The 25,468-nt window shown below is 49.4% G+C and carries 25 protein-coding genes; 14 read left to right on the top strand and 11 right to left on the bottom strand.

Annotated features, from left to right (window positions below; translation table 11 throughout):
- Positions 1-203: 203 nt before the first annotated feature.
- From dnaA to glyS, 6 genes are all read left to right on the top strand, one after another.
- Positions 204-1,571, top strand: a complete 1,368-nt coding sequence (gene dnaA / locus EOE67_RS07310) for a chromosomal replication initiator protein DnaA (protein WP_127698387.1) — start codon at positions 204-206, stop codon at positions 1,569-1,571.
- Between the two features lie 12 nt (positions 1,572-1,583).
- On the top strand, positions 1,584-2,687 hold the full coding sequence (gene dnaN, locus EOE67_RS07305; RefSeq protein ID WP_127698386.1) for a DNA polymerase III subunit beta: 1,104 nt from the start codon (positions 1,584-1,586) through the stop codon (positions 2,685-2,687).
- Positions 2,688-2,699: 12 nt separating this feature from the next.
- Positions 2,700-3,815 (top strand): DNA replication/repair protein RecF, encoded by a 1,116-nt coding sequence (recF, locus tag EOE67_RS07300; RefSeq protein WP_127698385.1) that lies wholly within the window; start codon positions 2,700-2,702, stop codon positions 3,813-3,815.
- Positions 3,799-6,216 (top strand): DNA topoisomerase (ATP-hydrolyzing) subunit B, encoded by a 2,418-nt coding sequence (gyrB, locus tag EOE67_RS07295; protein ID WP_127698384.1) that lies wholly within the window; start codon positions 3,799-3,801, stop codon positions 6,214-6,216. The genes recF and gyrB overlap by 17 nt, the downstream gene beginning before the upstream one ends.
- A 213-nt stretch (positions 6,217-6,429) precedes the next feature.
- Positions 6,430-7,350 carry a glycine--tRNA ligase subunit alpha gene (gene glyQ / locus EOE67_RS07290; RefSeq protein WP_127698383.1) on the top strand — a complete coding sequence of 307 codons (921 nt, stop codon included), beginning with the start codon at positions 6,430-6,432 and terminating at the stop codon, positions 7,348-7,350.
- Position 7,351: 1 nt separating this feature from the next.
- Positions 7,352-9,415, top strand: coding sequence for a glycine--tRNA ligase subunit beta (gene glyS, locus EOE67_RS07285; protein WP_127698382.1), 2,064 nt, complete (start codon positions 7,352-7,354; stop codon positions 9,413-9,415).
- A 104-nt stretch (positions 9,416-9,519) separates the two neighbouring features.
- Here the strand turns inward: glyS and EOE67_RS07280 are convergent, their stop codons facing one another.
- The 7 genes from EOE67_RS07280 to def all read right to left on the bottom strand — a co-directional run bounded on the left by EOE67_RS07280 (position 9,520) and on the right by def (position 15,875).
- Positions 9,520-10,170, bottom strand: coding sequence for an outer membrane beta-barrel protein (locus EOE67_RS07280; protein ID WP_127698381.1), 651 nt, complete (start codon positions 10,168-10,170; stop codon positions 9,520-9,522).
- 133 nt (positions 10,171-10,303) lie between these two features.
- Entirely contained in the window at positions 10,304-11,350 is a 1,047-nt protein-coding gene (locus EOE67_RS07275; protein WP_127698380.1) for a GGDEF domain-containing protein, read from the bottom strand.
- 63 nt (positions 11,351-11,413) lie between these two features.
- Positions 11,414-11,662, bottom strand: a complete 249-nt coding sequence (gene tusA / locus EOE67_RS07270) for a sulfurtransferase TusA (protein ID WP_068069381.1) — start codon at positions 11,660-11,662, stop codon at positions 11,414-11,416.
- Between the two features lie 63 nt (positions 11,663-11,725).
- Positions 11,726-13,102, bottom strand: a complete 1,377-nt coding sequence (gene trkA / locus EOE67_RS07265; RefSeq protein ID WP_127698379.1) for a Trk system potassium transporter TrkA — start codon at positions 13,100-13,102, stop codon at positions 11,726-11,728.
- Positions 13,102-14,400 carry a 16S rRNA (cytosine(967)-C(5))-methyltransferase RsmB gene (rsmB, locus tag EOE67_RS07260; RefSeq protein WP_127698378.1) on the bottom strand — a complete coding sequence of 433 codons (1,299 nt, stop codon included), beginning with the start codon at positions 14,398-14,400 and terminating at the stop codon, positions 13,102-13,104. Before rsmB ends, trkA begins: the two co-directional genes overlap by 1 nt.
- The gene (gene fmt / locus EOE67_RS07255) at positions 14,397-15,350 is read right to left on the bottom strand and encodes a methionyl-tRNA formyltransferase (protein WP_127698377.1); all 954 of its coding nucleotides are present in this window, start codon (positions 15,348-15,350) and stop codon (positions 14,397-14,399) included. Before fmt ends, rsmB begins: the two co-directional genes overlap by 4 nt.
- An 18-nt stretch (positions 15,351-15,368) precedes the next feature.
- Positions 15,369-15,875, bottom strand: a complete 507-nt coding sequence (def, locus tag EOE67_RS07250) for a peptide deformylase (protein WP_127698376.1) — start codon at positions 15,873-15,875, stop codon at positions 15,369-15,371.
- A gap of 123 nt (positions 15,876-15,998) precedes the next feature.
- On the opposite strand from def, the gene EOE67_RS07245 reads away from it, so the two are divergent.
- The 4 genes from EOE67_RS07245 (at position 15,999) to EOE67_RS07230 (ending at position 19,435) form a co-directional block, all read left to right on the top strand.
- The gene (locus tag EOE67_RS07245) at positions 15,999-17,177 is read left to right on the top strand and encodes a LysM peptidoglycan-binding domain-containing protein (protein ID WP_127698375.1); all 1,179 of its coding nucleotides are present in this window, start codon (positions 15,999-16,001) and stop codon (positions 17,175-17,177) included.
- A 35-nt stretch (positions 17,178-17,212) separates the two neighbouring features.
- Positions 17,213-18,304: a DNA-processing protein DprA gene (dprA, locus tag EOE67_RS07240; RefSeq protein ID WP_127698374.1), complete on the top strand. Its 1,092-nt coding sequence runs from the start codon at positions 17,213-17,215 to the stop codon at positions 18,302-18,304.
- A 2-nt stretch (positions 18,305-18,306) separates the two neighbouring features.
- Complete coding sequence (locus EOE67_RS07235; RefSeq protein ID WP_127698373.1) at positions 18,307-18,780, top strand: DUF494 family protein; 474 nt, start codon at positions 18,307-18,309, stop codon at positions 18,778-18,780.
- A 115-nt stretch (positions 18,781-18,895) separates the two neighbouring features.
- Positions 18,896-19,435, top strand: a complete 540-nt coding sequence (locus EOE67_RS07230) for a DNA topoisomerase family protein (protein WP_127698372.1) — start codon at positions 18,896-18,898, stop codon at positions 19,433-19,435.
- 62 nt (positions 19,436-19,497) lie between these two features.
- Here EOE67_RS07230 and EOE67_RS07225 read toward each other — a convergent pair whose 3' ends face one another.
- Positions 19,498-20,655 carry a 5-(carboxyamino)imidazole ribonucleotide synthase gene (locus EOE67_RS07225; protein WP_127698371.1) on the bottom strand — a complete coding sequence of 386 codons (1,158 nt, stop codon included), beginning with the start codon at positions 20,653-20,655 and terminating at the stop codon, positions 19,498-19,500.
- Positions 20,652-21,143, bottom strand: coding sequence for a 5-(carboxyamino)imidazole ribonucleotide mutase (gene purE / locus EOE67_RS07220; RefSeq protein ID WP_127698370.1), 492 nt, complete (start codon positions 21,141-21,143; stop codon positions 20,652-20,654). Before purE ends, EOE67_RS07225 begins: the two co-directional genes overlap by 4 nt.
- A gap of 79 nt (positions 21,144-21,222) precedes the next feature.
- Between purE and tsaC the strand changes: the two genes are divergently transcribed.
- Together tsaC and hemF are read left to right on the top strand one after the other, a co-directional pair.
- Positions 21,223-21,822 (top strand): L-threonylcarbamoyladenylate synthase type 1 TsaC, encoded by a 600-nt coding sequence (gene tsaC, locus EOE67_RS07215; RefSeq protein WP_338069029.1) that lies wholly within the window; start codon positions 21,223-21,225, stop codon positions 21,820-21,822.
- A gap of 61 nt (positions 21,823-21,883) precedes the next feature.
- Positions 21,884-22,810 (top strand): oxygen-dependent coproporphyrinogen oxidase, encoded by a 927-nt coding sequence (gene hemF, locus EOE67_RS07210; protein WP_127698369.1) that lies wholly within the window; start codon positions 21,884-21,886, stop codon positions 22,808-22,810.
- Between the two features lie 29 nt (positions 22,811-22,839).
- On the opposite strand, the gene EOE67_RS07205 is transcribed toward hemF, so the two are convergent.
- Positions 22,840-23,280 carry a group II truncated hemoglobin gene (locus EOE67_RS07205; protein ID WP_127698368.1) on the bottom strand — a complete coding sequence of 147 codons (441 nt, stop codon included), beginning with the start codon at positions 23,278-23,280 and terminating at the stop codon, positions 22,840-22,842.
- Here EOE67_RS07205 and aroE point away from each other — a divergent pair.
- Positions 23,279-24,106 (top strand): shikimate dehydrogenase, encoded by an 828-nt coding sequence (gene aroE / locus EOE67_RS07200; RefSeq protein WP_127698367.1) that lies wholly within the window; start codon positions 23,279-23,281, stop codon positions 24,104-24,106. The genes EOE67_RS07205 and aroE overlap by 2 nt on opposite strands.
- On the top strand, positions 24,103-24,351 hold the full coding sequence (locus EOE67_RS07195) for a DUF1488 domain-containing protein (RefSeq protein ID WP_127698366.1): 249 nt from the start codon (positions 24,103-24,105) through the stop codon (positions 24,349-24,351). The genes aroE and EOE67_RS07195 overlap by 4 nt, the downstream gene beginning before the upstream one ends.
- Before the next feature lie 33 nt (positions 24,352-24,384).
- Here EOE67_RS07195 and EOE67_RS07190 read toward each other — a convergent pair whose 3' ends face one another.
- Entirely contained in the window at positions 24,385-24,918 is a 534-nt protein-coding gene (locus EOE67_RS07190) for a gamma carbonic anhydrase family protein (RefSeq protein ID WP_127698365.1), read from the bottom strand.
- Between the last annotated feature and the right edge of the window lie 550 nt (positions 24,919-25,468).

Raw genomic sequence — 25,468 nt, 5'->3', positions numbered from 1 at the left:
GTCTTTGCAAATCTTTGAGTATTATTTAATTGTATAATGGATATTAGTTGTTTAAAAACAGCATGATAGCTTATTCTCGCCTGAAATGAAGACTTTTTCAAAAAGTCAATATTGCAGTTGTGGATAAGATCAGACCATAATGCCGGTCTTTGCATAACGCCTGCCTTGCTAAATAATAATTATTCGGGGCTTTTGGAGATATGGTGTATCAGTCAGTCTGGCAAAATTGCCTTGAAGCACTCCAGTCTGAATTGCCAGCACAGCAATTCAGCATGTGGATCCGGCCATTGCAAGCCGACAGTTCTCACGATGCGCTTACCTTATTTGCACCTAACCGCTTTGTGCTCGATTGGGTTCGGGATAAATACCTGAATCGGATCAATGAGCTGATCCATGATTATTGTGGCGATCATGCGCCACGTTTACGCTTTGAAGTTGGCAGCAGTCAAAAGGCTGTCAAAGCCCCGGTGCCTGCGCGCACCAACCATATTGCACCTACCCAGGCGGTACAAACGCCTGAAGTCGCTGAACCAGCACCAAAAACCATTGCCCGCAGTAATGTTCGTGCCAATTATACCTTTGATAACTTTGTTGAAGGTAAATCAAACCAGCTGGCGCGCGCTGCGGCCAGTCAGGTCGCCGACAATCCAGGTACCGCTTACAACCCACTTTTTATTTATGGTGGCACTGGTCTTGGTAAAACTCACTTATTACATGCGGTCGGTAATGGCATTCTGGCGAAAAAGCCAGACGCGAAAGTCATCTATATGCACTCAGAGCGATTTGTGCAGGATATGGTTAAAGCGCTGCAAAATAACGCCATCGAAGAATTTAAGCGCTATTACCGATCCGTTGACGCGCTACTTATCGATGATATTCAGTTTTTTGCCAAAAAAGATCGTTCGCAAGAGGAATTCTTCCATACTTTCAATGCTTTGCTTGAAGGTAACCAGCAGATCATTTTAACCTCTGACCGCTATCCAAAAGAAATAGATGGCGTGGAAGAGCGGCTGAAAAGCCGGTTTGGCTGGGGTTTAACCATTGCGATCGAGCCACCGGAACTCGAAACCCGGGTTGCGATCCTGATGCGAAAAGCGCAGGAAAACAATATTCGGTTGCCGGAAGAAGTGGCATTTTTTGTGGCAAAACGTCTTCGTTCCAATGTGAGGGAATTAGAGGGCGCGCTGAACCGGATCACCGCCAACGCCAATTTCACGGGTCGGCCTATTACCATTGATTTTGTCCGCGAGTCGCTGCGCGATCTATTAGCGCTACAGGACAAACTAGTCACCATTGAAAATATTCAAAAAACCGTCGCCGAGTACTACAAAATCCGGGTGGCTGATTTGTTGTCAAAACGCCGTTCGCGCTCTGTGGCCAGGCCACGGCAAATGGCGATGGCGTTATCAAAAGAGCTGACCAACCACAGCTTGCCGGAAATTGGTGATGCCTTTGGTGGCCGCGACCATACCACGGTGTTGCATGCGGTGCGCAAGATTGAGTCTCTCAAAGAAGAAACTCATGAAATTAAAGAAGATTTTCAGAATTTGATTCGGACGTTGTCGTCTTAATAGGGAAAGGTTATGCAATTTTTCATTGACCGTGACACTCTGCTAAAGCCACTGCAAATGGTATCTGGTGCGATTGAACGCCGGCATACCTTGCCTATTTTGTCTAACGTGCTGTTGGATGTTTCGATGGACCAGCTGTCACTCACTGGGACTGATCTGGAAATTGAACTGGTTGCTGCAGTGCCGCTGACGCAGGTACAGAGCACCGGTCGGGTGACTATTCCAGCAAAAAAGTTATTGGATATCTGCCGTTCACTGCCGGAAGGTTCGCCGCTGCATATTGCGGTTCAAGGCGACAATTGCATCGTGAGTACCGGCAAAAGTAAATTTACCCTTGCTACGTTAAGTGCCAGCGATTATCCAAATTTGGAATCCTGGCAAGGCGAAGTTGAATTTGAACTAAGCCGGGCGCAACTGCGCAAGTTGCTCGACGATACCGCCTTTTCGATGGCCAATCAGGATGTGCGTTATTACCTGAACGGTTTATTGTTTGAAGTCGACAACGGTACTTTAAGAACTGTGGCTACGGACGGTCACCGTCTGGCACTCAGCTCGATGGAATTGCCGGTGGTAGCAGGTCAGCAAAAACAAGTGATTATTCCACGGAAAGGTGTGCTGGAGCTGATGCGACTGCTGGCCAGTGATGACCAGTTGATCCGTTTGGCGATTGGTCAAAATCATATCCGGTTGCTGGATAGCCAGTTTAGTTTCAGCAGCAAACTGATTGATGGTCGTTTCCCTGATTATCGCCGGGTGTTGCCACGCAACAGCTCTAAGCAAGTCACGGCGCATCGTTCCGTACTAAAAGATGCTTGTGTCCGCGCTTCTATTTTGTCGAATGAAAAATACCGTGGCGTGCGTTTCACTTTGAGCAATGGTGAGCTGCAGATTGTTGCTAACAACCCAGAGCATGAACAAGCGGAAGAAGTGATTGAAGTGGAGTATCAGGGCGACACACTGGAAATCGGCTTTAACGTCGGTTATGTGCTGGACGTGCTGAATACACTGGCCACAGATTTAGTCATTATGCACCTGAGCGACGCCAACTCCAGTTCGTTGGTTGAAGGTGTTGGCAATCAGGGCGCTTTGTACGTCGTGATGCCAATGCGTTTGTAATTCGTTTACCGCATGGCGCTGGCGCAGTTACAGCTGACGGAATTTCGCAATATTCAGTCAGCCAGTTTGCAGTTCTCACCTTCGATGAATTTAATCTGTGGTGAAAATGGCAGTGGCAAAACCAGTGTGCTGGAAGCTATTTATTTGCTGGCGCATGGTCGTTCGTTTCGAACGGCCAAAGCACAGAAGATGATCCGAAACCAGCAATCGCACCTGGTATTGCATGGCAAAGTAAATTGGTCGTTGCAGTTACTGAGTGTCGGCATGCAGCGTGACCGCAGTGGCGATTGGCAGTTAAAACTGAATGGCGAAAAAGTCACGCGGATGGCCGATATCGCCAGTTTGTTACCAGTACAACTGATCACGCCTGAAAGTTTCAGACTGTTTTTTGGCGGGCCAAAAGAGCGGCGGCAGTTTTTCGATTTGGGATTGTTCCACGTGGAACCTTCTTTCTACGAACTTTGGGTGTTGTTTAATAAGGTTTTAAAACAGCGTAATGCCTTATTAAAAAGCAAACAACAGTACAACGACAGTTATCGGTTTTGGGATCAGCAACTTGCTGACACAGCTGTTGCCATTCAAAAGCTGCGGCAGCTGTACATCAACCAGCTGACGCTGATGCTGCAGCCACTATTGCAACCCATCAAAGCGTTAGCCGGGGTGGAACTTGAATTGGTTGCTGGCTGGTTAAACAAACAAGGTGATGCGGCTGAACTGTTGGCGCAACTGCAAGATAACTTTTTAAGTGATCTTAAAGTGGGCTACACCCAACTCGGGTCACAAAAAGCAGATTTACGGATAAAAATCGAAGGCGAGTATGTCGAAGAATTTCTATCCCGTGGCCAGCTGAAAGTTTTATTGTTTGCGTTAAAAGTTGCGCAAAGTAACCTAATTTTTTCCAGCGGCCATAAACAGCCGCTGCTGTTGATCGATGATTTAGCCTCGGAATTGGATGACCAATCTAAGCGCTTTATCTTTAGTTTTTTACATCATATCAATTCGCAGGTGTTTATTACTGCAATTGAAGCTGCTCAGGTCTTGCCACATGTGTCAGGCACTGAGGTTGGATTGTTCCACGTGGAACATGGGCAGATAGTACGGACGGATGAACATGGCCGAAGAACATAATTACGATTCCTCCAGTATCAAGGTACTGAAAGGTTTAGATGCAGTCCGGAAAAGACCGGGTATGTATATTGGAGATACCGACGATGGCTCTGGCCTGCACCACATGGTGTTCGAAGTCGTCGACAACTCTATTGACGAAGCGTTAGCAGGTTACTGTAACGACGTGTTCGTCACTATTCACAGTGACAACTCGGTATCGGTCCGTGATAACGGCCGTGGTATTCCAACCGACATGCACGAAGAAGGTGTATCGGCCGCTGAAGTTATCATGACGGTATTACACGCCGGTGGTAAGTTCGACGATAACTCTTATAAAGTTTCTGGTGGTCTGCACGGCGTTGGTGTGTCTGTGGTAAACGCGCTGTCAGACAAATTAGAGCTGACGATTCGTCGCAAAGGCCAAGTGCATAACCAAATTTATCGGTTAGGTGTGCCAGACGAAGCACTGAAAGTGATTGGTGAAACAGAGGGTACCGGCACTGAAATCCGGTTCTGGCCAAGTGATACCATCTTCACTGACATCAATTATCACTACGATATTCTGGCAAAACGCTTACGTGAACTGTCATTCCTGAACTCAGGTGTCAGCATCATTCTGACCGATGAGCGTGATGACAAGCGCGACCATTTCAAATACGAAGGTGGTATCGAAGCTTTTGTGCAGTACTTAAACCGCACCAAAACTGCAATCCATCCAAAAGCATTCTACTTTTGCTCAACCCGCGACGACGGCATTACCGTTGAAGTAGCGATGCAGTGGAATGACTCGTTCCAGGAAGGCATTTATTGTTTTACCAACAATATTCCACAGCGCGATGGTGGCACTCACTTAGCTGGCTTCCGTTCGGCATTAACCCGTGTCCTGAACACTTACATCGACGCTGAAGGTTATGCCAAGAAGATGAAAGTGTCGGCGACCGGTGACGATGCACGTGAAGGCTTAACTGCTGTCATTAGCGTTAAAGTCCCGGACCCAAAATTCAGCTCACAGACCAAAGATAAGCTGGTTTCCAGCGAAGTGAAATCTGCCGTTGAAAGCGTGATGCACGAGAAGCTGAACGAGTATCTGCTGGAAAACCCAAACGACTCTAAAATCATTGTCACCAAGATTGTCGACGCTGCCCGTGCCCGTGAAGCGGCCCGCAAAGCCCGTGAAATGACCCGTCGTAAAGGTGTGCTGGATATCGCAGGTCTGCCGGGTAAACTGGCTGACTGTCAGGAAAAAGACCCTGCATTATCTGAACTTTACCTGGTAGAGGGTGACTCTGCGGGTGGTTCTGCCAAGCAGGGCCGTAACCGCAAAAACCAGGCAATTTTGCCACTGAAAGGTAAAATCCTGAACGTGGAAAAAGCCCGTTTTGATAAGATGATTTCTTCACAAGAAGTCGGCACTCTGATCACTGCATTAGGCTGTGGCATTGGCCGTGAAGAATACAATCCGGACAAAACACGCTACCACAGCATCATTCTGATGACGGATGCTGACGTCGACGGTTCGCACATTCGGACGCTGCTGTTGACCTTTTTCTACCGTCAAACGCCTGAACTGATTGAACGTGGTTATATCTATATTGCGCAGCCGCCACTTTATAAAGTGAAAAAGGGTAAGCAAGAGCAGTACATCAAAGACGATTCGGCGATGACTGAATATCTGACGACCTTGGCGCTGGATGAAGCAACCTTACATGTGAACCCGGAAGCCCCTGGCATCGGTGGCGCGCCATTGGAAGCGCTGGTGACTCAATACCACAAGTGTAAAGCAACCATTGAACGATTAGGCCGTAAGATCCCATTAAACCTGCTGAATGAGCTGGTGTATGTGCCTGGCATTACGGTTGAGATGTTAAAAGACGCTGAGCGGACCAAAGACTGGGTCGCACAACTGGCCAAACGTCTGCAAGACAAAGAAGGTGATGGTTCGAGCTATGCGTTTGATGTCACCGAAGATCGTGAGCGCAATCTGACCCTGCCAAAAATCGTCATTCGTCAGCACGGTATCGATAACGAATACGTACTGCATTATGACTTTATCACCTCAATTGATTACGGCCGGATTGCTGCTTTAGGTGAATCTATTCGTGATTTGATGGAAGAAGGTGGTTTCTTCCGTCGTGGCGAGAAAATCAAACCAGTCACCAGTTTCGTCGAAGGTTTGGAATGGCTAATGACGGAGTCGAAAAAAGGTCTTTATATTCAACGCTATAAAGGTCTTGGTGAGATGAACCCGGAACAGTTGTGGGAAACCACTATGGATCCAAATACCCGTCGCATGCTGCAAGTCACCATCGAAGATGCGATTGGTGCCGATCAGCTGTTCAGCACCTTAATGGGTGATGACGTTGAACCACGCCGCGCATTTATCGAAGAGAATGCGCTGCGGGTTGCTAACCTCGACGTCTAAGATATTGTTTATCAATGACAAAGGCTCCTACGGGAGCCTTTTCTTTTTCAGCGATCGGCCAAAGACTTCATTATGCATCTTATTCACAAAGACAAGTCGCTGTCAGCACGGCACAAATTCATAAAAAACCCAATGAAAATGCCACTCTGAGCTACAGAAATCATCGCTAAATAGGTATACTTTTCCGTCCTTTTCTTAAGCAGGTGCGTTGTGATGCACAAGTATGATATTCAAACATTCCAGGGCCTGATCCTGGCATTGCAGGATTACTGGGCGCGCCAGGGCTGTGTCATTGTCCAGCCGCTGGATATGGAAGTGGGTGCCGGTACTTTCCACCCAATGACCTTCCTGCGCTCATTAGGCCCAGAGCCAAGCAACGTGGCTTATGTGCAGCCATGTCGTCGCCCGACCGATGGTCGTTATGGCGAAAACCCAAATCGGTTACAGCATTATTATCAGTTCCAGGTCATCTTAAAACCGTCGCCAGACAACATTCAGGACCTGTACTTAGGTTCGTTACGCGAACTGGGTCTTGATACGCTGGTGCACGATATCCGTTTTGTCGAAGACAACTGGGAATCGCCAACGCTGGGTGCCTGGGGCCTGGGTTGGGAAGTGTGGCTAAACGGCATGGAAGTGACACAGTTCACTTATTTCCAGCAGGTTGGTGGCTTAGAGTGTCGTCCGGTGACCGGCGAAATCACCTATGGTTTAGAGCGTCTGGCGATGTACATCCAGGGCGTTGATAGTATTTATGATTTGGTCTGGGCTGATGGTCCGCTGGGGCGGGTTACTTACGGTGACGTGTTCCATCAGAACGAAGTTGAGCAATCAACTTACAACTTCGAACATGCTGATGTGCCTGCGCTGTTTGCTGCTTTTGATCAATATGAAGCCGAAAGTCATAAGCTGATTGAGCTCGGTTTACCGCTGCCAGCCTATGAAAAAGTGATGAAAGCTTCACACGCCTTTAATATGTTAGACGCCCGCCACGCCATTTCTGTGACCGAGCGGCAACGTTATATCCTGCGGGTTCGCACCTTGGCCAAAGCCTGTGCTGAAGCCTATTACGCAGCACGCGAGAAGCTTGGCTTCCCGTTATGCCGCACTCAACAGCAAACGCAGGAGGTCTGACGTGGTACAGGATTTTATCGTTGAAATTGGTACTGAAGAGTTACCCCCAAAGTCGCTGCAAACCTTAGCAACCTCATTCCAGCAGAACATCGTTGATGAACTCAATAAGCTGGGTTTACAGTTCGCTGATACGCAGTGGTATGCCGCACCACGCCGGTTAGCGGTTCGGATTAATCAGCTCGCTTCACAGCAAGCGGACAAAATCGTAGAAAAACGCGGTCCGGCCATCGCTGGCGCTTTTGATGCAAGCGGCGCAGCAACCAAAGCGGCACAAGCCTGGGCGGCATCAAATGGCATTACCGTTGAGCAAGCTGAACGGCTGGAAACCGACAAAGGTGCCTGGCTGGTGCATAAAGCCAAAGTGGTCGGCGGCGCAACGGTGAGTTTACTACCGGATGTGGTCAGTACCGCGCTGGCAAAATTACCTATTGCCAAGCCAATGCGCTGGGGCAATTCGACAGCAGAATTTATTCGCCCGGTTCACACCATTGTCATGCTATATGGCAATGACGTGGTGCCTGCGACTGTGCTGGGTAAAACGTCAGGTCGTCAGACCCATGGTCATCGTTTCCACGCTCCGGCGCTGGTAGCGATTGCTAATGCTGATGCTTATTTACCGACGCTGGAACAAGCTTTTGTGGTGGCCGATTACGCTAAACGCCGTGCTTTTATTGCCGCAGAAGTGGCGAAAACGGCCGCATCGCTTAATGGCGTTGTGGCGACCGACGAAGCATTGCTGGATGAAGTGACGTCATTGGTGGAATGGCCAGTGGTACTGGTGGGTTCGTTCGAAGAGCGGTTCCTGGAAGTGCCGGCTGAGCCGCTGATTTCCACGATGAAAGACAACCAGAAGTATTTCCCGCTGTTAGATCACAACGGCAAGCTTTTGAATAAATTTATCTTTGTTGCCAATATCAGCAGCAAGGACCCAAGCCAGATCATCTCCGGTAACGAAAAAGTGGTGCGGCCACGCTTAACGGACGCGCAGTTCTTTTTTGGCGTGGATAAAAAGACCAAACTAGCAGATCGGCTGGAAAGTCTGGGTACTGTTTTGTTCCAGCAAAAACTCGGTACCTTACGTGAGAAGTCCGAGCGTATTGCTCAACTGTCAGGTTATATCGCCGGTAAAATTGGTGCGAACGTTGCGCATGCAACCCGCGCCGGTTTGTTATCCAAAACCGATCTGATGACGAACATGGTCGGTGAGTTCCCGGAAACCCAGGGCATTATGGGTATGCATTATGCCCGGATCGACGGTGAGCCTGAAGCGGTAGCCGTGGCGCTGAACGAGCAATATAAACCACGTTTCTCCGGCGACAGTTTGCCTGCACAGTTAGAAAGTTGTGCAGTAGCCATTGCCGATAAGCTGGATTCATTGGTCGGTATTTTTGGCATCGGTCAGGCGCCAAAAGGCGACAAAGACCCGTTTGCGCTGCGTCGTGCCGCCATTGGTGCCCTGCGCATTATGGTGGAAAAACAGTTGCCACTCGATTTACTGGACGTGATTGGCTATGCCCAAACCACCTTCGGTGACAAGTTGACCCAAGCAACCGTTGCTGACGAAGTGCTGGAGTTTATGTTAGGCCGGTTCCGTGCCTGGTATGAAGCTGAAGGTTATGCGGTGGATGTGATCCAGGCAGTACTGGCACGTCGTCCAACCAATCCGGCTGATTTTGACCGTCGAGTCAAAGCGGTGGCAGAGTTCAGTAAACTGGAAGCTGCAACTGCCTTAGCTGCGGCCAACAAGCGGGTGGCGAATATTCTGGCGAAAGTGGAAGGCGAGTTGCCAACTACAATCAATCAGAGCTTGTTACAAGCGGGCGCTGAACAGAATTTAGCGCAGGCCTTGCTCAGTCAACAGCAAGCTGCAACTGCGCTGGTTGCTGCCGGCGATTACAATGCCAATCTAACCCAACTTGCCGGGCTGCGGGTGGCTATCGATCAGTTCTTTGATGAAGTGATGGTCAACGTCGACGATCAGGCAGTGCGCAATAACCGGTTGGCGCTGCTGAATCAGTTACGGCAAGCTTTCTTGCAAGTGGCTGATATTTCGCTGTTGCAGTAAACAAACGTAATCAGGGGTAGAGGCAGTTGTTTGACGAACAGCAACCTCTGCCTCTTTTTATTTCAACCGCTTATCATTGCAGTAGATAGCGCTTGGGAGAGACGTTAGAAAGCGTACTTCAGGCCCATCGCATAACGACCATATTGCATATCCAGATCCGCACCGTCATCGGTAAACTCAACTGAATTATCAATTTTGTTCACGAACCAGTCGGCACTGAGTGTGAATGAAAGTTGTTCTGACAAGGCATATTCAGCCAGAATGCCACCGGTTATAGTAGTACCTGAATCATCACCAAATTTGTTTTTGGCTGAGGCTTGGCTCGTTACAGCCTTCACGCCAAATTCGGTATCCCAGGAAATTAAGCCCAAACGCGCACCAATAGACCAGCTTTCACTCGCCAGTGGCACCATATATTGCCCAACCACACTAAAAGCAGTTGTCTTCGATTCAACAGTAACATCCACAACCGTAGAGTTGATGTATGTTGTGGTACTGAACAACTCAGCAGTACCATAATTCGTGTAGTGCGCAACAACAGACATATTGTCATTGAACTGGTAGCTCAGACCCAAAGCTGGCGATGTCGTGGTATCAGATTCTTCCTGATACCCACCTTCAGCATCGACTGCAATATCGGCAACACCAACATCAACAAGTACAGCAAAACCGGTATTATCAATGGCTTCATCAGCTTGGATGTAGGTTGGAAGTGCCAGTGCAGAAATCAATGTTAAGGGGTATAAAACTTTCATGTAATATCCGTATAAGTTAATTACGCCGAAATGGCGGCGAATTGTAACTTTTTGTGATTGAGGTGTAAATTGGAAGGGTGGCTGATGGCGTCGGTATATGGCGTCAATTAGCTGGATCCCGTAGCTTTTGTGATCAGTTCACCTGATTCCGGCCACTCGATTTAGAGATGTATAAACGCTGATCCGCAAGTTTTACTGCCTGCAAAAACTCACTTTCATCCTGCGCCAAAGCCACGCCAAAACTACAGGTAATGACTAAATCCGGATGCTCGGTCAGTAGTCGGCGCTGGGCAATCCCGGCACGAATTTTATCGGCAACCCGGGTGGCATCGTTTTGATTGGTTTTGGGCAGCAATAACAAAAATTCTTCACCGCCATAACGACAGGCAATGTCTTCAGTCCGCAATTTTTGCCGGAACAACATCGCCACTTGCTGCAACACTAAATCGCCTTGGTCATGGCCAAAACTGTCGTTGATATGCTTAAAGTGGTCTAAGTCGGCGATGATCACCGCCAGCGGAAAGAAGTGCTCGGGTTGCAGTGCAAAATGCTGTGGCAGGACTTCATCGACAAAACGGCGATTGGCCAGGTGTGTTAAAGCGTCGGTATTGGCCTGCGTTTCTTTGCTACGTTGTAGCAGTGCCATGGCGTTATGGCTACGTTCGCGAAAGTGCTCGTTGATCCAGCCAACAGCAATCACCGTGGCCATTGATGCCATAAAGCGGGAGATTTCGGCATTTTTATACTGCGCTACAATCAAATCAGGCTGATAGAGCATCACCAGCAGCACCAGCACCAACAAGCCATTGATCTGGATGCCAACACGGGGGCCAAGCAAGCCAAAAATAATCGCCGGAAATGGGAATACCCAGTACAGCGCGGTGTTTTCGTATCCACCGTGGTACACCAGCCCTAGCACAAAGAGCCCGACCAGCACCGTTTCTATCACACAAGCTTTATCCAGCTCATTACTGGCATGAAACCAGGCAATGTTGGCCAGAAACGCAAAGGAGCAGCCAAATAAAATAGCCTGCAGCAAATAATCTTCACTAAACAAATGCTTAAAACCAAGCAACAGCATAATGAGCGAAGTGATGTAACTGACGAACAGCAGAATATAACGGCGGCGGATGGAGTCAATCGAAGCAGCTTTGCTGGAAACAGTTCTGAGCAATACCAATGCTGGCCATCCTTGAGCGGTGAATAGCTTCGATTTTGCGACCTGAGTGTTGAAATAACAAGCTTATCCTGCGTTTTTTTTCAGCAGGTACCGGTACGGTAAAGTGGTGGTGTCGCTGGCAATCAGTTCATGATCCATAAACCGACAAAATGCCGGAATATCGCGGGTGGTCGCCGGATCGTCGGCAATAATCAGCAGCGTTTCACCGGCTTGCATCTTACGGATCGTCAGACGAACCATCATCACAGGTTCCGGGCAGCGCAGGCCCAGGGCGTCAAGATGTTGATTGGCGGAACTGAATAAATGCTGCATCAACCGGCTTCCAGATAAATAAACAAGCCGATATGGTATCGGCTCTGCGGGGCAATTTCAAAATCAAATAAAAATCGCGCTCACCTGGAACAACCGTTCCACTTCGCCGATGAATTTTTTATCCACCAAAAACAAAATGACATGGTCGTCCGTTTCAATCACAGTGCTGTCGTGGGCAATCATCACTTCATCACCACGCACGATGGCGCCAATGGTGCAGCCTGGTGGCAGTTTAATTTTGCCAATCGACAAGCCAACTACTTTTGAAGTAGTACGATCACCATGGGCGATGGCTTCAATCGCTTCGGCCGCGCCACGACGCAAGGAGTAGACGTTGACGATATCACCACGACGGACATGGGTGAGTAACGCTGAAATGGTGGCTTGTTGTGGTGAGACGGCAATATCGACTTCGCCGCCTTGTAGCAAATCGACATAAGCGCCGCGTTTAATCAGCACCATAGTTTTTTGCGCGCCCATCCGTTTGGCCAACATCGCCGACATAATGTTGGCTTCATCGTCATTGGTCACGGCTAAAAACACGTCGACCTGGTCGATATTTTCTTCCTGTAATAATTCCGGATCAGAAGCGTCACCGGCATACACCACGGTATTTTCTAAAGCGCTGGATAAAAATTCCGCCCGCTCTTTACTGCGTTCAATCAGTTTTACGCTGTGGGTTTTTTCCAGCGCTTTTGCCAGACCAAAACCGACGTTACCGCCGCCGGCGATCATAATGCGGCGGTAACTCGACTCGAGCTTTTGTAGTTCACTCATTACGGCACGGATGTGCTTGGTGGCTGCGACGAAAAAGACTTCGTCGTCCGCTTCAATAATGGTGGTACCAATTGGTTTAATCGCGTGACCACGACGGTAAATGGCGGCAACCCGCGCATCAATATGCGGCATATGCTCACGTAGTGTCGACAGCGCATGGCCTACTAACAAACCACCATAATAGGCTTTTACTGCAACCAGACTTACCAAACCGCCAGCAAATTCAACAACTTGTAACGCACCAGGGTAATCAATCAAGCGGCGGATGTAGTCAGTGACCAGCGTTTCCGGGGCGATAAAATGATCCACCGGCATATCGTCTTTGTTAAACAGTTGGTCGCGGTATTTGATGTATTGATTGGTACGAATACGCGCTACTTTGGTCGGCGTGTTAAAAATACTATAAGCCACCTGACAAGCGACGATATTCACTTCGTCACTGTTGGTCACGGCAATAATCATATCGGCATCTTCAGCGCCGGCTTTTTTCAGAATATCCGGGTGTGCGCTATGTCCATGCACCACCTGTAAATCCAGTTTGTCCTGCAGCGCCCGTAATTTGTCGGCGTTGATATCAACTACGGTAATATCGTTTTCTTCACCGACCAGGTTTTCTGCCAAGGTCGCACCGACCTGACCTGCGCCTAAGATAATGATTTTCATCAGTTCGCCTTTTTCTGCAGCTTGGCATAAAAGAAGCCATCTGCACTTTGTTCACCGGGCAGAATTTGCCATTGGCTGTCATCAATACCCAAACCTAGGGCAACCGGAATTGCGTCGGGATGATGGGCTAAAAACTGCGCGATTTGCTGCTGGTTTTCTTGAGGCAACACGCTGCAGGTGGCATACAGCAAAGTGCCGCCGGGCTTTAACAGCGGCCAGATTTGGATCAGAATTTGTTGTTGCAAGGTGGCAAGTGCGGCAATATCTGCCGATTTACGCAGCCAGCGGATATCCGGGTGGCGCCTGATCACCCCAGTCGCCGAACAAGGCACGTCCAATAAAATACGATCATAAAGTTCGCCATCCCACCATTGTTTTGGTGTGGCGGCATCACCGGCTTTGACATCCGCCTGATGGCCTAAACGTTGTAAATTTTCGCGCACCCGCACTAACCGTTGCGGGTCTTTATCCAAAGCCAGCACCTGCGATTGTGGCGCCAATTCCAGCAAATGGCCGGTTTTACCGCCTGGCGCGCAGCAGGCATCCAGCACCCGATCGGCATTTTCAGGGGTTAAAAATAGCGCCGCATATTGCGCCGCTAAATCTTGCACCGCAAACCAGCCTTCGGCATAACCAGGTAATACCGTCACATCAATGGCTTGTTCCAGCAAAATAGCCTGCGGCATTTGCGGTTGCGGCTGAGAAAAGGCGATGCCGGCGTCGGCTAAGGTCTGACAAAACTGGTCGATACTGCAGCGCTGAGTATTCACCCGTAGCCACAACGGTGCCTTTTGCTGATTGGCGTCAATCACCGTTTGCCACTGCTCTGGATACGCCGCTTGCAGCGACTGCACCAACCAGGACGGATGGTTGGTTTGCACCGAAAGCGGTGCCTGGCTGACGTCGAACAATTCCGGCTTGCGCTGCACCGAGCGCAGCACACCGTTGATCAGCTTGGTCATCGACTCGCCTTTTAAAGCGCGGGCCGCTTCCACCGTTTCACCAACGGCGGCGTGATCAGGAATACGCAGGAATTTCAGCTGATAAATGCCGACATAAATCAAAAACTGCAATGGCCGCAGCTGTTTAATCAGCGGTTTGGCCATTAGTTGCTGACAGACAAAATCCAGTTGCGGTAAATAACGCAACACACCAAAACAAATTTCCTGCAGCAAGGCTTTGTCGGCGGGCAAGGGAAATTGAAATTGTGCTTTGGGCAGCACATCAGAAAGCGATTTGCCCTGATCGACCACCTGATAGCAGCAAGTGGCTGCGACCGCCCTTAAGTTGGCGGTCATGGTGTGACTCCTACGACGGAGCCAACCGGGAACCAATCAGCGCGACCATTTAAAAAATCAGCCGCCGCCATGGCCTTTTTGCCTGGCGGTTGTAGTTGTTGCAATACCAGCACTCCATCAACGGTTGCAATGGCGATGCCTTTTTTATCTGCGCTTAACACAGTACCCGGCGCAGCGGTGGCGTGCGTTGGTTCAACCCGCGCTTGCCAGATTTTCAGCTGTTGGGCACCGAGTTGCAGATAGCTCACCGGCCAAGGATTAAAAGCACGGATTTCACGCTCAAGCGCTGCGGCTGGTTTATTAAAATCGAGTAGCGCTTCGTCTTTACTCAGTTTTTCAGCGTAGTTCGCCAATACATCGTCTTGTGCTTTGGCTTGCTGTTGTAGTGCAGGTAAATCAGTCAGTGCTGCTAATAAAGCCTGAGGGCCAATATCGGCGAGTTTGTCGTACAGGCTGGCCGAAGTGTCGGTAGCGGTAATGGCTAAGCTTTTGATACTCAGCATAGCGCCGGTATCAAGTCCTTCGTCCATTTGCATGATGGTGACGCCAGTTTCTATATCACCGGCCCACAAGGCGCGTTGGATAGGAGCAGCACCACGCCAGCGTGGCAATAAAGAGCCGTGTACGTTAATACAACCAAGCTTCGGCGTTTGTAAAACGACTGCTGGCAGAATTAAACCGTAGGCCACCACCACCATTAAATCGGCGTTGAGAGCGGCCAGTTCGGCCTGAGCTTTGGACTTTTTCAGTGATTTTGGCTGGTATACCGGAATTTGCTGTGCCAACGCCAGTTGCTTCACCGGGCTGGCTTGTAATTGCTGACCGCGACCAGCCGGGCGATCCGGTTGGCTGTACACGGCGATGACCTGATGTTCGGAATCAAGTAACGCCTGTAAATGGCGGGCAGCAAAATCCGGCGTGCCGGCAAAAATAATACGTAGTGGAGTCACTTCAAATCCTGTGGTGGCTTAACGAGCCGCGTTGCGGGCTTCTTTTTCTAATTTCTTTTTGATCCGATCACGTTTAAGCGGTGACAGATAATCGATAAACAGTTTGCCAACCAGGTGGTCTAGTTCATGCTGCAAACAAATAGCCAGCAAACCGTCGGCTTTGAGTTCGAACCATTCACCTTCGGTGTTTTGCGCTTTTACCGTGACTTCGGCGGCGCGTTCTACATTGGCGTAGCTTTGCGGGACCGACAAACAACCTTCTTCATAGGTGGTGTCGCCACTTTTACTGATGATTTCAGGATTGATAAAAACTTGCGGCTGATCACGGCTTTCTGACACATCAATCACCACAACACGCTGATGAACATTGACTTGTGTCGCTGCCAGACCTATACCATTTTCATCATACATGGTGTCGAGCAAGTCAGCGACCAGTTGACGGGTTTGGGCGGTAATTTCAGCGACCGGTTTGGCCGTAGTACGAAGGCGTTCATCGGGATAATGTAATACTGTTAAGACTGTCATGGGACCTACAAAATTAAGCGTTGTTTAACTATCTATGATATGGTCTAATTTTAGCCATTAATCAGCTGTATTAACAGCTTAGTCTGCATTAATTACCACAAGTTCGGGCTCAAGGAAGCTGGCATGCTCAAAATAATAACGACTTCAATCGCCGCTCTGCTGCTTTGTTATACAGGTTTTGTAACCGCGCAGGAATTAACATTAAAACCGGACGCTCCGAAAAATTATACCGTAAAAGAAGGCGACACCTTATGGGATATTTCCGGATTGTATTTAGCCCAACCCTGGTTGTGGCCACAACTCTGGAAATTAAATCCACAAGTTGATAATCCACATTTAATTTTTCCTGGTGATGTTTTAAGTTTGACCTATGACGCGGATGGCAACCCAGTGTTGGCCATCAACGACGAAAATGCTGTGATCACCGTATCACCAGACACTGAAGCTGCAGTTTCTGAGACTGAAGTTGTTGCCATTAGCGGGCCTTCTGGTATCAAAAAGCTGACGCCAAAAATTCGCAAAACGATCAAATCAACCAAGGCGGTGACGACGTTACCGCTGAAAATGATTCGGCCTTTCCTGACGTTTGAACAAGCTTTAACTGAAGCCGAAATTGCCGCTCTCCCTTATGTACTTGGCGCCAACGAAGAATGGAAAAATACCATCGTTGAACAGATTTTATATGTCAAAGGTGAGTTGGAGCTTGGTTCCAGTTATGGTATTTACCGCAAAGGAAAACCTTATATTGACCCGGTCACTGAAGAGCTGTTGGGCTATGAAACCATTTTGGTGGCGACCGGCAAAGTGTTTCGCCCTGGCAGCATCGAAAACAAAACACCAGCATCCGTGCAAGTGATTGATGTAAAACAAGAAATTAAGCAGGGCGATCGCTTAATTCCGGCATCAGACGGTCAATCATTGCCGGCATTTTTTGTGATGAGCAAACCAGAAAAAGTGATTGATGGTGTGATCATCGATACCACCTCAGATTTACGTGAGTTTTCAAAGTGGGACATCGTGGTATTGAACAAAGGCTCGATTGAAGATCTGAAAGCCGGTCATATGTTGTCGATTTACCGCAAATCGCCTTCGGTGGTCGATACCAAACGCGGACCGGTTTATATGAGTGACGCCAGCAAATATGAAAAACTGACCGGCGGTATCGAAGGTGAAGCGTTGGAAATGCCACGGGAAAAAATTGGTCAGTTGATGATCTTTAAAGTCGCTGATCGGGTAAGCTTTGCCATTGTGACTTCGACCAGCAGACCAATCCGGGTTGGCGATTTGATCGGAGAAATTTAAGGCGTTTTAATTAATGAAGCCATAAGGGGACGATCATGGATGATCTCCGCGACTGGCTGGCTCTTGCCTCGGTACCCGGGATGGATTTGCGCCGGTACCAACGGATTTGCCAGTCACTGCCACTCCACCAATTCTTTTCTTTGTCTGCCACTGAGCTGCAACAGCTTGGTCTGACCGAATATCAAAGCCAATTGCTGGTATCACCCAATCATCGGTTGGTTGATTCTGCTATGCACTGGTTGCAACAGGCACCCAACCGGCATTTTATCCGCTGCATCGACGATGCTTATCCTGAGTTGTTACGTCAAATCAAACAGCCGCCACTGGCGTTGTTTGTCGAAGGTGATGTAAAGCTGCTATTACAACCACAATTGGCGATCGTGGGCAGCCGACAACCCACTGCGACCGGCAAACAAATTGCCTTTCAGTTTGCTGCCGATTTGTGCCGTCAGGGTTTAACCATTACCAGTGGTCTGGCACGTGGTATTGATGGGGCGGCGCATCAAGGCGCGCTGTCAGTGCAAGGTAAAACGATTGCAGTTCTGGGCCATGGCCTGTCGCATATCTATCCCAAACAGCATCAGGCGTTAACGGCGCAAATTGCCGGCGAAGGCGCTTTAGTGTCTGAATTTTTGCCCGATATTGAGCCAAAACCGTTATTTTTTCCACTGCGTAACCGCATTGTGGTCGGGCTTAGTCTTGGCACTTTAGTGGTAGAAGCAGCGGAAAAAAGTGGTTCGCTGATCAGTGCCAATTACGCTGCTGAATATAACCGGGAGGTGTTTGCGGTGCCGGGCTCGATTTTGAATCCGATGGTGGCAGGTTGTCATCAACTCATTCAGCAAGGCGCTAAGTTAACCCGTTCCTGTGCCGATATTATGGAAGAATTGCCAATTAGTGCGGCGACTGGTCTGAATAAACCCGTGAAACGTAAAAATAATTGTCAGCAAGACTTGTTCGAACCCAGCTTGTTGGCTAACGTAGGAGATGAGGCCACTGCAATTGACGTGATCGCAGCGCGAGCGCAGTTATCAGTGGCTGAAGTAACCATTGCCCTACTTCAACTGGAACTCTCCGGTGAAGTAGCAGTAGTACCTGGTGGCTACATTCGAGTGAGGAGGGCCTGATTATGTTTGATATCCTCGTCTATCTGTTCGAAAACTATATTCACAACGAATCAGAAATCTATGTTAATCAGGCTGATTTGACCCGCGAGCTGGTCAAAGCCGGTTTCCACGATGATGATATTTTTAAAGCACTGCGCTGGCTGGAGAACCTGTCCAAGCTGCAGGAAAGTCATGTTAAACCTTACCTTACCAAAACCAATTCAACTGCAGTGCGCGTGTATACTGCGGATGAGCAACAAAAGCTGGATGCGGAGTGCCGCGGCTTCCTGCTGTTTTTAGAACAAATCAACGTGTTGGATTTGCCAACCCGTGAAATGGTGTTAGACCGGGTGATGGATTTAGACAGTAAAGAAGTGTGTCTGGAAGACTTAAAATGGGTGGTGTTGATGGTGTTATTTAATGCACCGGGTCATGAAACCGCTTATGCCCAGATGGAAGATTTAATATTTGAAGAACCGACCGGGCCGCTGCATTAAGCAGCCTTTTTCCTAAAAATGCTGACGGCGCTAAGCATCTGTTGTCATAAGTTGCTGCGCCGTTTAGTGCGCTTGTGTGCGATAATCCGTCTATCCCTGACTTTGACGCAGCGTTATGTCTGAAACCCCATTATTTGCCATTCCCGAGCACAAACAAATCTGCCCTTTATGTCAGCACGAGCTGGTAATGAAGTCGGGTAAACATGGGCCATTTTTGGGCTGCAGCCATTATCCACACTGTCACTATATTCAGAATTTACACCCACACGACAGCACCGTGGTGAAGTTGCTTACTGACACGCCATGCCCCAGTTGCAACTCACCACTGGCCGTCAAAAACGGCCGTTACGGCATGTTTATCGGTTGCAGCAATTTCCCGGCTTGTCATTTTATTGTGCATGAAGAAGCGCCGGAAGTGGCTGATGTCAGTTGCCCGTTATGTCACAAAGGCAAGTTGCTGGAGCGGACCAGTAAATTTGGTAAGACCTTTTACGGTTGCGACCAGTACCCCGGTTGTGATTTTGTGCTGAACCTCAAACCTACGCCTGGCAGTTGCCAGCACTGTGGTTTTGGTTTGCTGGCCGAGAAGCCGTCAGCCCAAGGGGTGAAGCTGATTTGCGCCAGTAAAAAATGTCAGCTGCCGCAGGCGGAATGAATGAAGTTGATCGTCTTCAACGAAAAAGGCCCTTACCGGGCCTTTGTTATTCGTGCTTGATGTTAACTAGCACTGCGCGCAAGTTTTGCTGCAACTTCAGCCACTTCCGGAAAGCCTGGTTCCGGTAAATGCTGACATAACGCGACAAACCGCGCTGCAAGTTCAGCGACAGTCGAACCGCTGATATTGATATGACCCATTTTGCGGCCCGCTCTTTTGCCTTTGCCATACCAATGCAGATGACAAGAAGGTAGCGCCAATACTGCCGGGTCGACAAAGTCTTCACCCAGAATATTCACCATCACGGTTGGCCGCACTAACGCAGTGCTACCCAAAGGCAAACCACAGACCGCACGTAGATGATTTTCAAACTGACAAGTGTCCGCGCCTTGTTGGGTCCAGTGACCGGAGTTATGCACCCGTGGTGCGATCTCGTTCACTAGTAACTGATCGCCAACCTGGAAAAACTCCAGCGCCAGCACACCCACATAATCCAGTTTGGCGGCTATCGCATCAAACATTTGTTTCGCTTGTTGCTGCAGTTGTTGTTGTCCTGGCAATGCTAATGACACCGCCAATACACCGTTCACATGATGATTTTCTGTCAGCGGATAGACAACAGTCTCGCCTTTGGCATTGCGGGCGCCGACTAAACTCACTTCACGGTCAAAGCGAATAAACTGTTCTGCGACAATCGCTTGCGGTAAAGCGTGATCAGCGCCCGCCATAAAGCTTTTGATATCAGCCCAGATGGCTGCTGCATCTTCCGCTTGTTTTAACCGCCACTGGCCTTTGCCATCGTAACCGGCCAAAGCACTTTTCAGCACCAAAGGTAAACCCAAAGCTGCAATGGCCGACTGAAACTCTGCTTCAGTGCTGACAATCCGGTAACCAGCATTGGCAACGCCTGCTGCATCAAGCAGTTGCTTTTCCTGCCGGCGATCGCCACCGGCTTTAATGGCCGTACTATTCGGGAAGAATTTACCGCTAGCCTGGCAAACCTGCTGCACTGGGTAGGGAATATGCTCAAATTCGGAGGTGACGACATCGGCGTCGGCAACAGCTTCTGTCAGCGTCATAGGGAATTGTTGCTGAGTCACCGGATGCACCACAGAATCGGTATTGACGTCATAGGCCAGCACTTGCAAATTCAGTGGTGCGCCAGCCAAGGCCATCATCCGTGCCAGCTGACCGGCACCCATCACCAGAACTTTTTTCATGATGCGTCCAGAGCCGGATTAGGCTGGCTTAACACAGAGTCGGTTTGTTCTTGGCGGAACTGATCAATCTTGGTCATTAAAGCGGCATCGGAAGTTGCCAGAATTTGTGCGGCTAATAAACCGGCATTGGCGGCACCAGCGTCACCAATGGCCAAAGTGCCAACAGCGACACCTTTAGGCATCTGTACAATCGATAACAACGAATCCAGCCCTTTTAAGGCTTTGGATTGTACCGGTACACCGAGCACCGGCAAGCTGGTGAATGCTGCGGCCATGCCGGGTAAATGTGCTGCACCACCGGCACCGGCGATAATCACTTTTAGGCCGCGACTGGCCGCATTTGTGGCATATTCAGCCAATAACTGTGGCGTTCTGTGAGCAGAAACAACAGTCGTTTCATAAGCGATACCAAACTTATCTAACATGTCTGCTGCATTTTTCATGGTGGGCCAATCAGATTTTGAACCCATAATGATACCGACTTTCATTGCTGTTTCCTCAAAACGGCCAGCTACTGGCATAATAGGCGGCTATTATAGCCATCTGGCCGTGGCCAGGAAAATATTTGTGCAGTTCGGCATTTTTGATGAGTATGGTTTAATGATGAGTCAGACTGAATTAGTTAAAGCAATCAATGCATTAACTGCAGGGCAGGTAATTGCCTATCCAACGGAAGCTGTGTACGGCGTCGGCTGTGATCCAGATAATTTGGCAGCAATCGCGTTATTGCTGCAGATGAAGCAGCGCGAAAAAAGCAAAGGCTTGATTTTAATCGCCGCTGATTTTGCGCAACTGGCGCCTTATATCGATGTGGATGCCATCACTGCAGCACAACAGCAACGCATGCTGGATAGCTGGCCGGGCCCGGTGACCTGGGTGGTGCCGGCACGGCCGGGCTTAACCGATTGGCTGACCGGCCAGTTTAGTACTATTGCGGTGCGGGTTAGTGACCACCCGTTGGTGCAGCAGTTATGCCGGGTTTATGGCAAACCTGTCACCTCAACCAGCGCGAATTTGACCGGCCAACCCGCTTGCCGTAACGCCGCCGATGTCGCAGCGCAGCTAGGTGAGCAGCTTGCGGTGATCCTGGACGCACCAACCGGCGGCCGGCTCAATCCATCAGAAATTCGGGATATCAATACCGGACATATTTTTCGGGCCGGTTGAAGCTGGGTTATTTCACTGGCTGTTCATCGCAGATGAGTGAATTCCGAGACAGGAGTAAACAATGCAACACGTAGATAAAGCCCAGGTCAAAGCCTTTTTGCTGGCACTGCAGGAACAAATTTGTGCTGCTCTTACTGCAGCAGATGGTCAGGCGCAGTTTGTTGAAGACAGCTGGCAGCGTGCCGAAGGTGGTGGTGGCCGCAGCCGGGTGTTGACGCATGGCGCCGTGTTTGAACAAGCCGGGGTGAATTTTTCCCACGTGTTTGGCGACAAAATGCCCGGCTCAGCCACAGCGCACCGACCGGAACTGGCCGGACGCGGCTTTGAAGCGATGGGCGTTTCGTTAGTCATTCATCCGAATAATCCACATGTGCCAACCAGTCACGCCAATGTGCGGTTTTTTATTGCGGAAAAAGCCGGTGAAGAACCCGTTTGGTGGTTTGGTGGTGGTTTTGATTTAACGCCATTTTATCCGGTCGAAGCCGATGTGCGGCATTGGCACCAGACCGCCAAAGATTGTTGTGACCCCTTTGGCGACGATGTTTATCCAAAATACAAAAAGTGGTGTGATGAATACTTCTATTTAAAACACCGTCAAGAAACCCGTGGCGTGGGTGGGTTGTTCTTCGACGATTTGAATGAATGGGGATTTGAATCGAGTTTCTCTTTTATGCGCAGTGTCGGCGAAGCCTTTACCAAAGCCTATGTGCCGATTGTCGAAGCTCGTAAAAACACCGCGTATGGCGACCATGAACGGCAGTTCCAGCTGTATCGCCGTGGCCGTTATGTTGAATTTAATCTGGTATTTGACCGTGGGACTTTATTTGGCCTGCAAAGTGGTGGTCGCACCGAGTCGATTTTGATGTCGATGCCGCCGTTGGTGCGTTGGGAATATGGGTACCAGCCAGCAGCAGATTCTGCCGAAGCACAGCTTTACAGCCGTTATTTGCAACCGCAGGATTGGTTGGGTCTGGAAGCGACAAGCTGATGGTGAGTTGAATATTGGAGCATCGCGGTTTAGTCGCTGCGATTGATCATATGGCTGGCCAGTTGTCCTAAAGCCTCACTTAAACCCTCGCGCAGCATTTTATCTGTAACGACTTCGGCCAGTGCCTTGTTCATACAAAACATCCATTGCTCGCGTAATTTTGGGCTCACCGTAAAAGGCATATGACGAGCGCGTAGCCGTGGATGACCGTATTTTTCTTCAAACAAACCAGGGCCACCCAACCAGCCGGACAAAAACTCAAAGAACTTTTGCCGGATCAGGTCCAGCGGCAGCGGGTGAATGGCATAAAGCTCAGCGGCTTCCGGCGCAGTTTCCATTATGTCGTAAAAACGGTTGGCGAGACGTTTGGTCGCGGCTTCACCGCCAATCAATTCATAAGGCGTGACTTGTGGTGTCGGATGGCGCTTGCTATCGTCGGTGTTAAACATCTTTTTCAGCAACTTTATCATGGTGGTTGGTGTGGACCGTTACGCTGTATTTGGAAATCCAATCGGGCATTCAAAATCGCCCTTGATCCATCGTTGGTTTGCCGAACAAACCGGTCAGGACCTGCAGTATGAGGCCATTCTAGCACCGGCCGATGGCTTTGCCGACAGTTGGCGGGATTTTGTCGCTGCGGGTGGTAAAGGTGCAAATGTCACAGTGCCCCTTAAAGAAGTGGCTTTTGCGCTGGCGCAGATCGTCAGCGAGCGGGCGCAGCAGGCAGGCGCGGTGAATACACTCTATATAGATAGTAGTGGGCAACTTTGTGGTGATAACACCGATGGTCTTGGTTTAGTGGCTGATTTGCAGCGACTGGGTGCAAAGCTTGATGGCGCTAAAGTTCTGCTGCTTGGCGCAGGTGGTGCCAGCCGTGGCGTGGTCGGTCCTTTATTGGCTGCTGGTGTTGCCTCTGTGCATATAGCTAATCGCACGGCAGATAAAGCGATGACAGTGGCGAAGCTGTTCAACAGTCAGGTGACAGCTTCAGGTTATGGCGATATTCCAACTGATCACTGGCAGCTGGTGATTAACGCAACTTCGTCCGGCCTCAGTCAGCAACGCCCGGATTTCAGTCCTGAGCATCTGCAATCTTGTCAGCTGGCTTATGACATGATGTATGGCAAAGAGCCAACAGCCTTTATCCTGTGGTGTCGGCAACATCAGGTGCCGCTGTGTGCCGACGGGATCGGCATGTTGGTGGCGCAGGCAGCGGCAAGTTTCGCGATCTGGCGTGGGGTAACACCAGATATAACACCTGTACTCGAAAAAATGACGACATTGGTGCGTAGATGAACCAGCAACTGATTTTCAACAATGACTTCCGACTTACCGATAATCAAGACGCTGTGTGCTGTAGCGTATTACAGGCCGGCCTGCGGATCGCTGTAGTCATCCATATGCCCGAAGGCTGGGAGCCACATATTTGGTTAGCTCAGATAAAAGAAGACGCTTTTTTCTGGGAAGAACAAATAGAGGACGCTTTAGCTGCAGATCAACTCAATAGCGATGGCGTTCTCTATCTGGATGGGGCTGCTTAATTCGACGTAGGTGGCTTAGGCAACGGATGGGGATCAGATTTCTGCCAGATACTCATCTTTGAGTACCACATAGTTTTGCGCCGACACAGCAAGAAAAGCCTTTTCACTGTCATTGAGCGGGCGGGCCTGTTTTACCGGACTGCCTACATATAAATAGCCGGAGGCTAAAGTCTTGCCCGGTGGTACCAGACTACCGGCGCCAATCATCACATCATCTTCAACTATGGCATCGTCCATCACGATGGCACCCATGCCAACCAGAATACGATTGCCAAGCGTACACCCGTGCAACATACACTTATGGCCTACAGTGACATCCTCACCAATCATCAGTGGCGAACCCGCGGCATTCTTTTCGCTGGGGCGCGATACGTGTAATACGGTGCCATCCTGAATATTAGTTCTGGCACCAATGCGGATAATGTTCACATCACCACGCGCGGCGACCAACGGCCAGATACTGACATGGGCTGCTAATTCAATGTCGCCGACCAAAACTGCGCTTTCATCAATATAAACCCCTTGCCCAAGGACCGGCTTTACACCTTTATAAGAACGAATTGTCATGCTGAACTCCTTTGTTGTGCGGAAAGTATGCGGCAATTGTTGGCAAAAAGCACTGTTCGCACGAAAAAGAAGCTGTCGCACTCAAAAACACAAGTTTTCTCAAATTTACGCTTGTCAGGGCGCTTAAAGTCTCTATAATGCGCCTCATGCCAACGGGGTGGTGCGAAAGCAGCGAACTGAGTGAGTTTGAAGAAAGTGAAAATAGTCGATAAAAAGACGCTTGACACGAACTGAAAACTGACTAAAATGGCCGCCTCGCAGCGACGAGGGGTTGAGAAGCCCGAAAGTCGAAGTGAGGCAGAAAAGCCTTCGGGGTTTTCAAGGTAAGTCAGGTTGAGCAGCAGAGCTCATTCAAATAGTGAATTCTGCTGCTTGACTTAAATTCTGGGAAGTGTAACATACGCCTCCCGCTTCGTAGTCGAGGCACGCTCTTTAACAATTAGCAATCAATCATCTGTGTGGGCACTCGTGAAAGAAGATTCGCAAAACGAATTAACTGAGTATGAGTGACCAGATAGTAAAATATTTAGTCAGTAATACTGAGCATGTC

Source organism: Rheinheimera riviphila (assembly GCF_004005945.1).
In the GTDB taxonomy this organism is placed as follows: domain Bacteria; phylum Pseudomonadota; class Gammaproteobacteria; order Enterobacterales; family Alteromonadaceae; genus Pararheinheimera; species Pararheinheimera riviphila.
Note: the sequence above shows the minus strand (reverse complement) of the source record. Positions and strands in the feature narration are given on the sequence as shown.

Coding starts and splice junctions, on each gene's coding strand:
- dnaN (WP_127698386.1), top strand. CDS start 1,584: ATGCAATTTTTCATTGACCGTGACACTCTGCTAAAGCCACTGCAAATG.
- recF (WP_127698385.1), top strand. CDS start 2,700: ATGGCGCTGGCGCAGTTACAGCTGACGGAATTTCGCAATATTCAGTCA.
- gyrB (WP_127698384.1), top strand. CDS start 3,799: ATGGCCGAAGAACATAATTACGATTCCTCCAGTATCAAGGTACTGAAA.
- glyQ (WP_127698383.1), top strand. CDS start 6,430: ATGCACAAGTATGATATTCAAACATTCCAGGGCCTGATCCTGGCATTG.
- EOE67_RS07280 (WP_127698381.1), bottom strand. CDS start 10,170: ATGAAAGTTTTATACCCCTTAACATTGATTTCTGCACTGGCACTTCCA.
- tusA (WP_068069381.1), bottom strand. CDS start 11,662: ATGCAGCATTTATTCAGTTCCGCCAATCAACATCTTGACGCCCTGGGC.
- trkA (WP_127698379.1), bottom strand. CDS start 13,102: ATGAAAATCATTATCTTAGGCGCAGGTCAGGTCGGTGCGACCTTGGCA.
- rsmB (WP_127698378.1), bottom strand. CDS start 14,400: ATGACCGCCAACTTAAGGGCGGTCGCAGCCACTTGCTGCTATCAGGTG.
- def (WP_127698376.1), bottom strand. CDS start 15,875: ATGACAGTCTTAACAGTATTACATTATCCCGATGAACGCCTTCGTACT.
- EOE67_RS07245 (WP_127698375.1), top strand. CDS start 15,999: ATGCTCAAAATAATAACGACTTCAATCGCCGCTCTGCTGCTTTGTTAT.
- dprA (WP_127698374.1), top strand. CDS start 17,213: ATGGATGATCTCCGCGACTGGCTGGCTCTTGCCTCGGTACCCGGGATG.
- EOE67_RS07235 (WP_127698373.1), top strand. CDS start 18,307: ATGTTTGATATCCTCGTCTATCTGTTCGAAAACTATATTCACAACGAA.
- EOE67_RS07230 (WP_127698372.1), top strand. CDS start 18,896: ATGTCTGAAACCCCATTATTTGCCATTCCCGAGCACAAACAAATCTGC.
- EOE67_RS07225 (WP_127698371.1), bottom strand. CDS start 20,655: ATGAAAAAAGTTCTGGTGATGGGTGCCGGTCAGCTGGCACGGATGATG.
- purE (WP_127698370.1), bottom strand. CDS start 21,143: ATGAAAGTCGGTATCATTATGGGTTCAAAATCTGATTGGCCCACCATG.
- hemF (WP_127698369.1), top strand. CDS start 21,884: ATGCAACACGTAGATAAAGCCCAGGTCAAAGCCTTTTTGCTGGCACTG.
- aroE (WP_127698367.1), top strand. CDS start 23,279: ATGGTGGTTGGTGTGGACCGTTACGCTGTATTTGGAAATCCAATCGGG.
- EOE67_RS07205 (WP_127698368.1), bottom strand. CDS start 23,280: ATGATAAAGTTGCTGAAAAAGATGTTTAACACCGACGATAGCAAGCGC.
- EOE67_RS07195 (WP_127698366.1), top strand. CDS start 24,103: ATGAACCAGCAACTGATTTTCAACAATGACTTCCGACTTACCGATAAT.
- EOE67_RS07190 (WP_127698365.1), bottom strand. CDS start 24,918: ATGACAATTCGTTCTTATAAAGGTGTAAAGCCGGTCCTTGGGCAAGGG.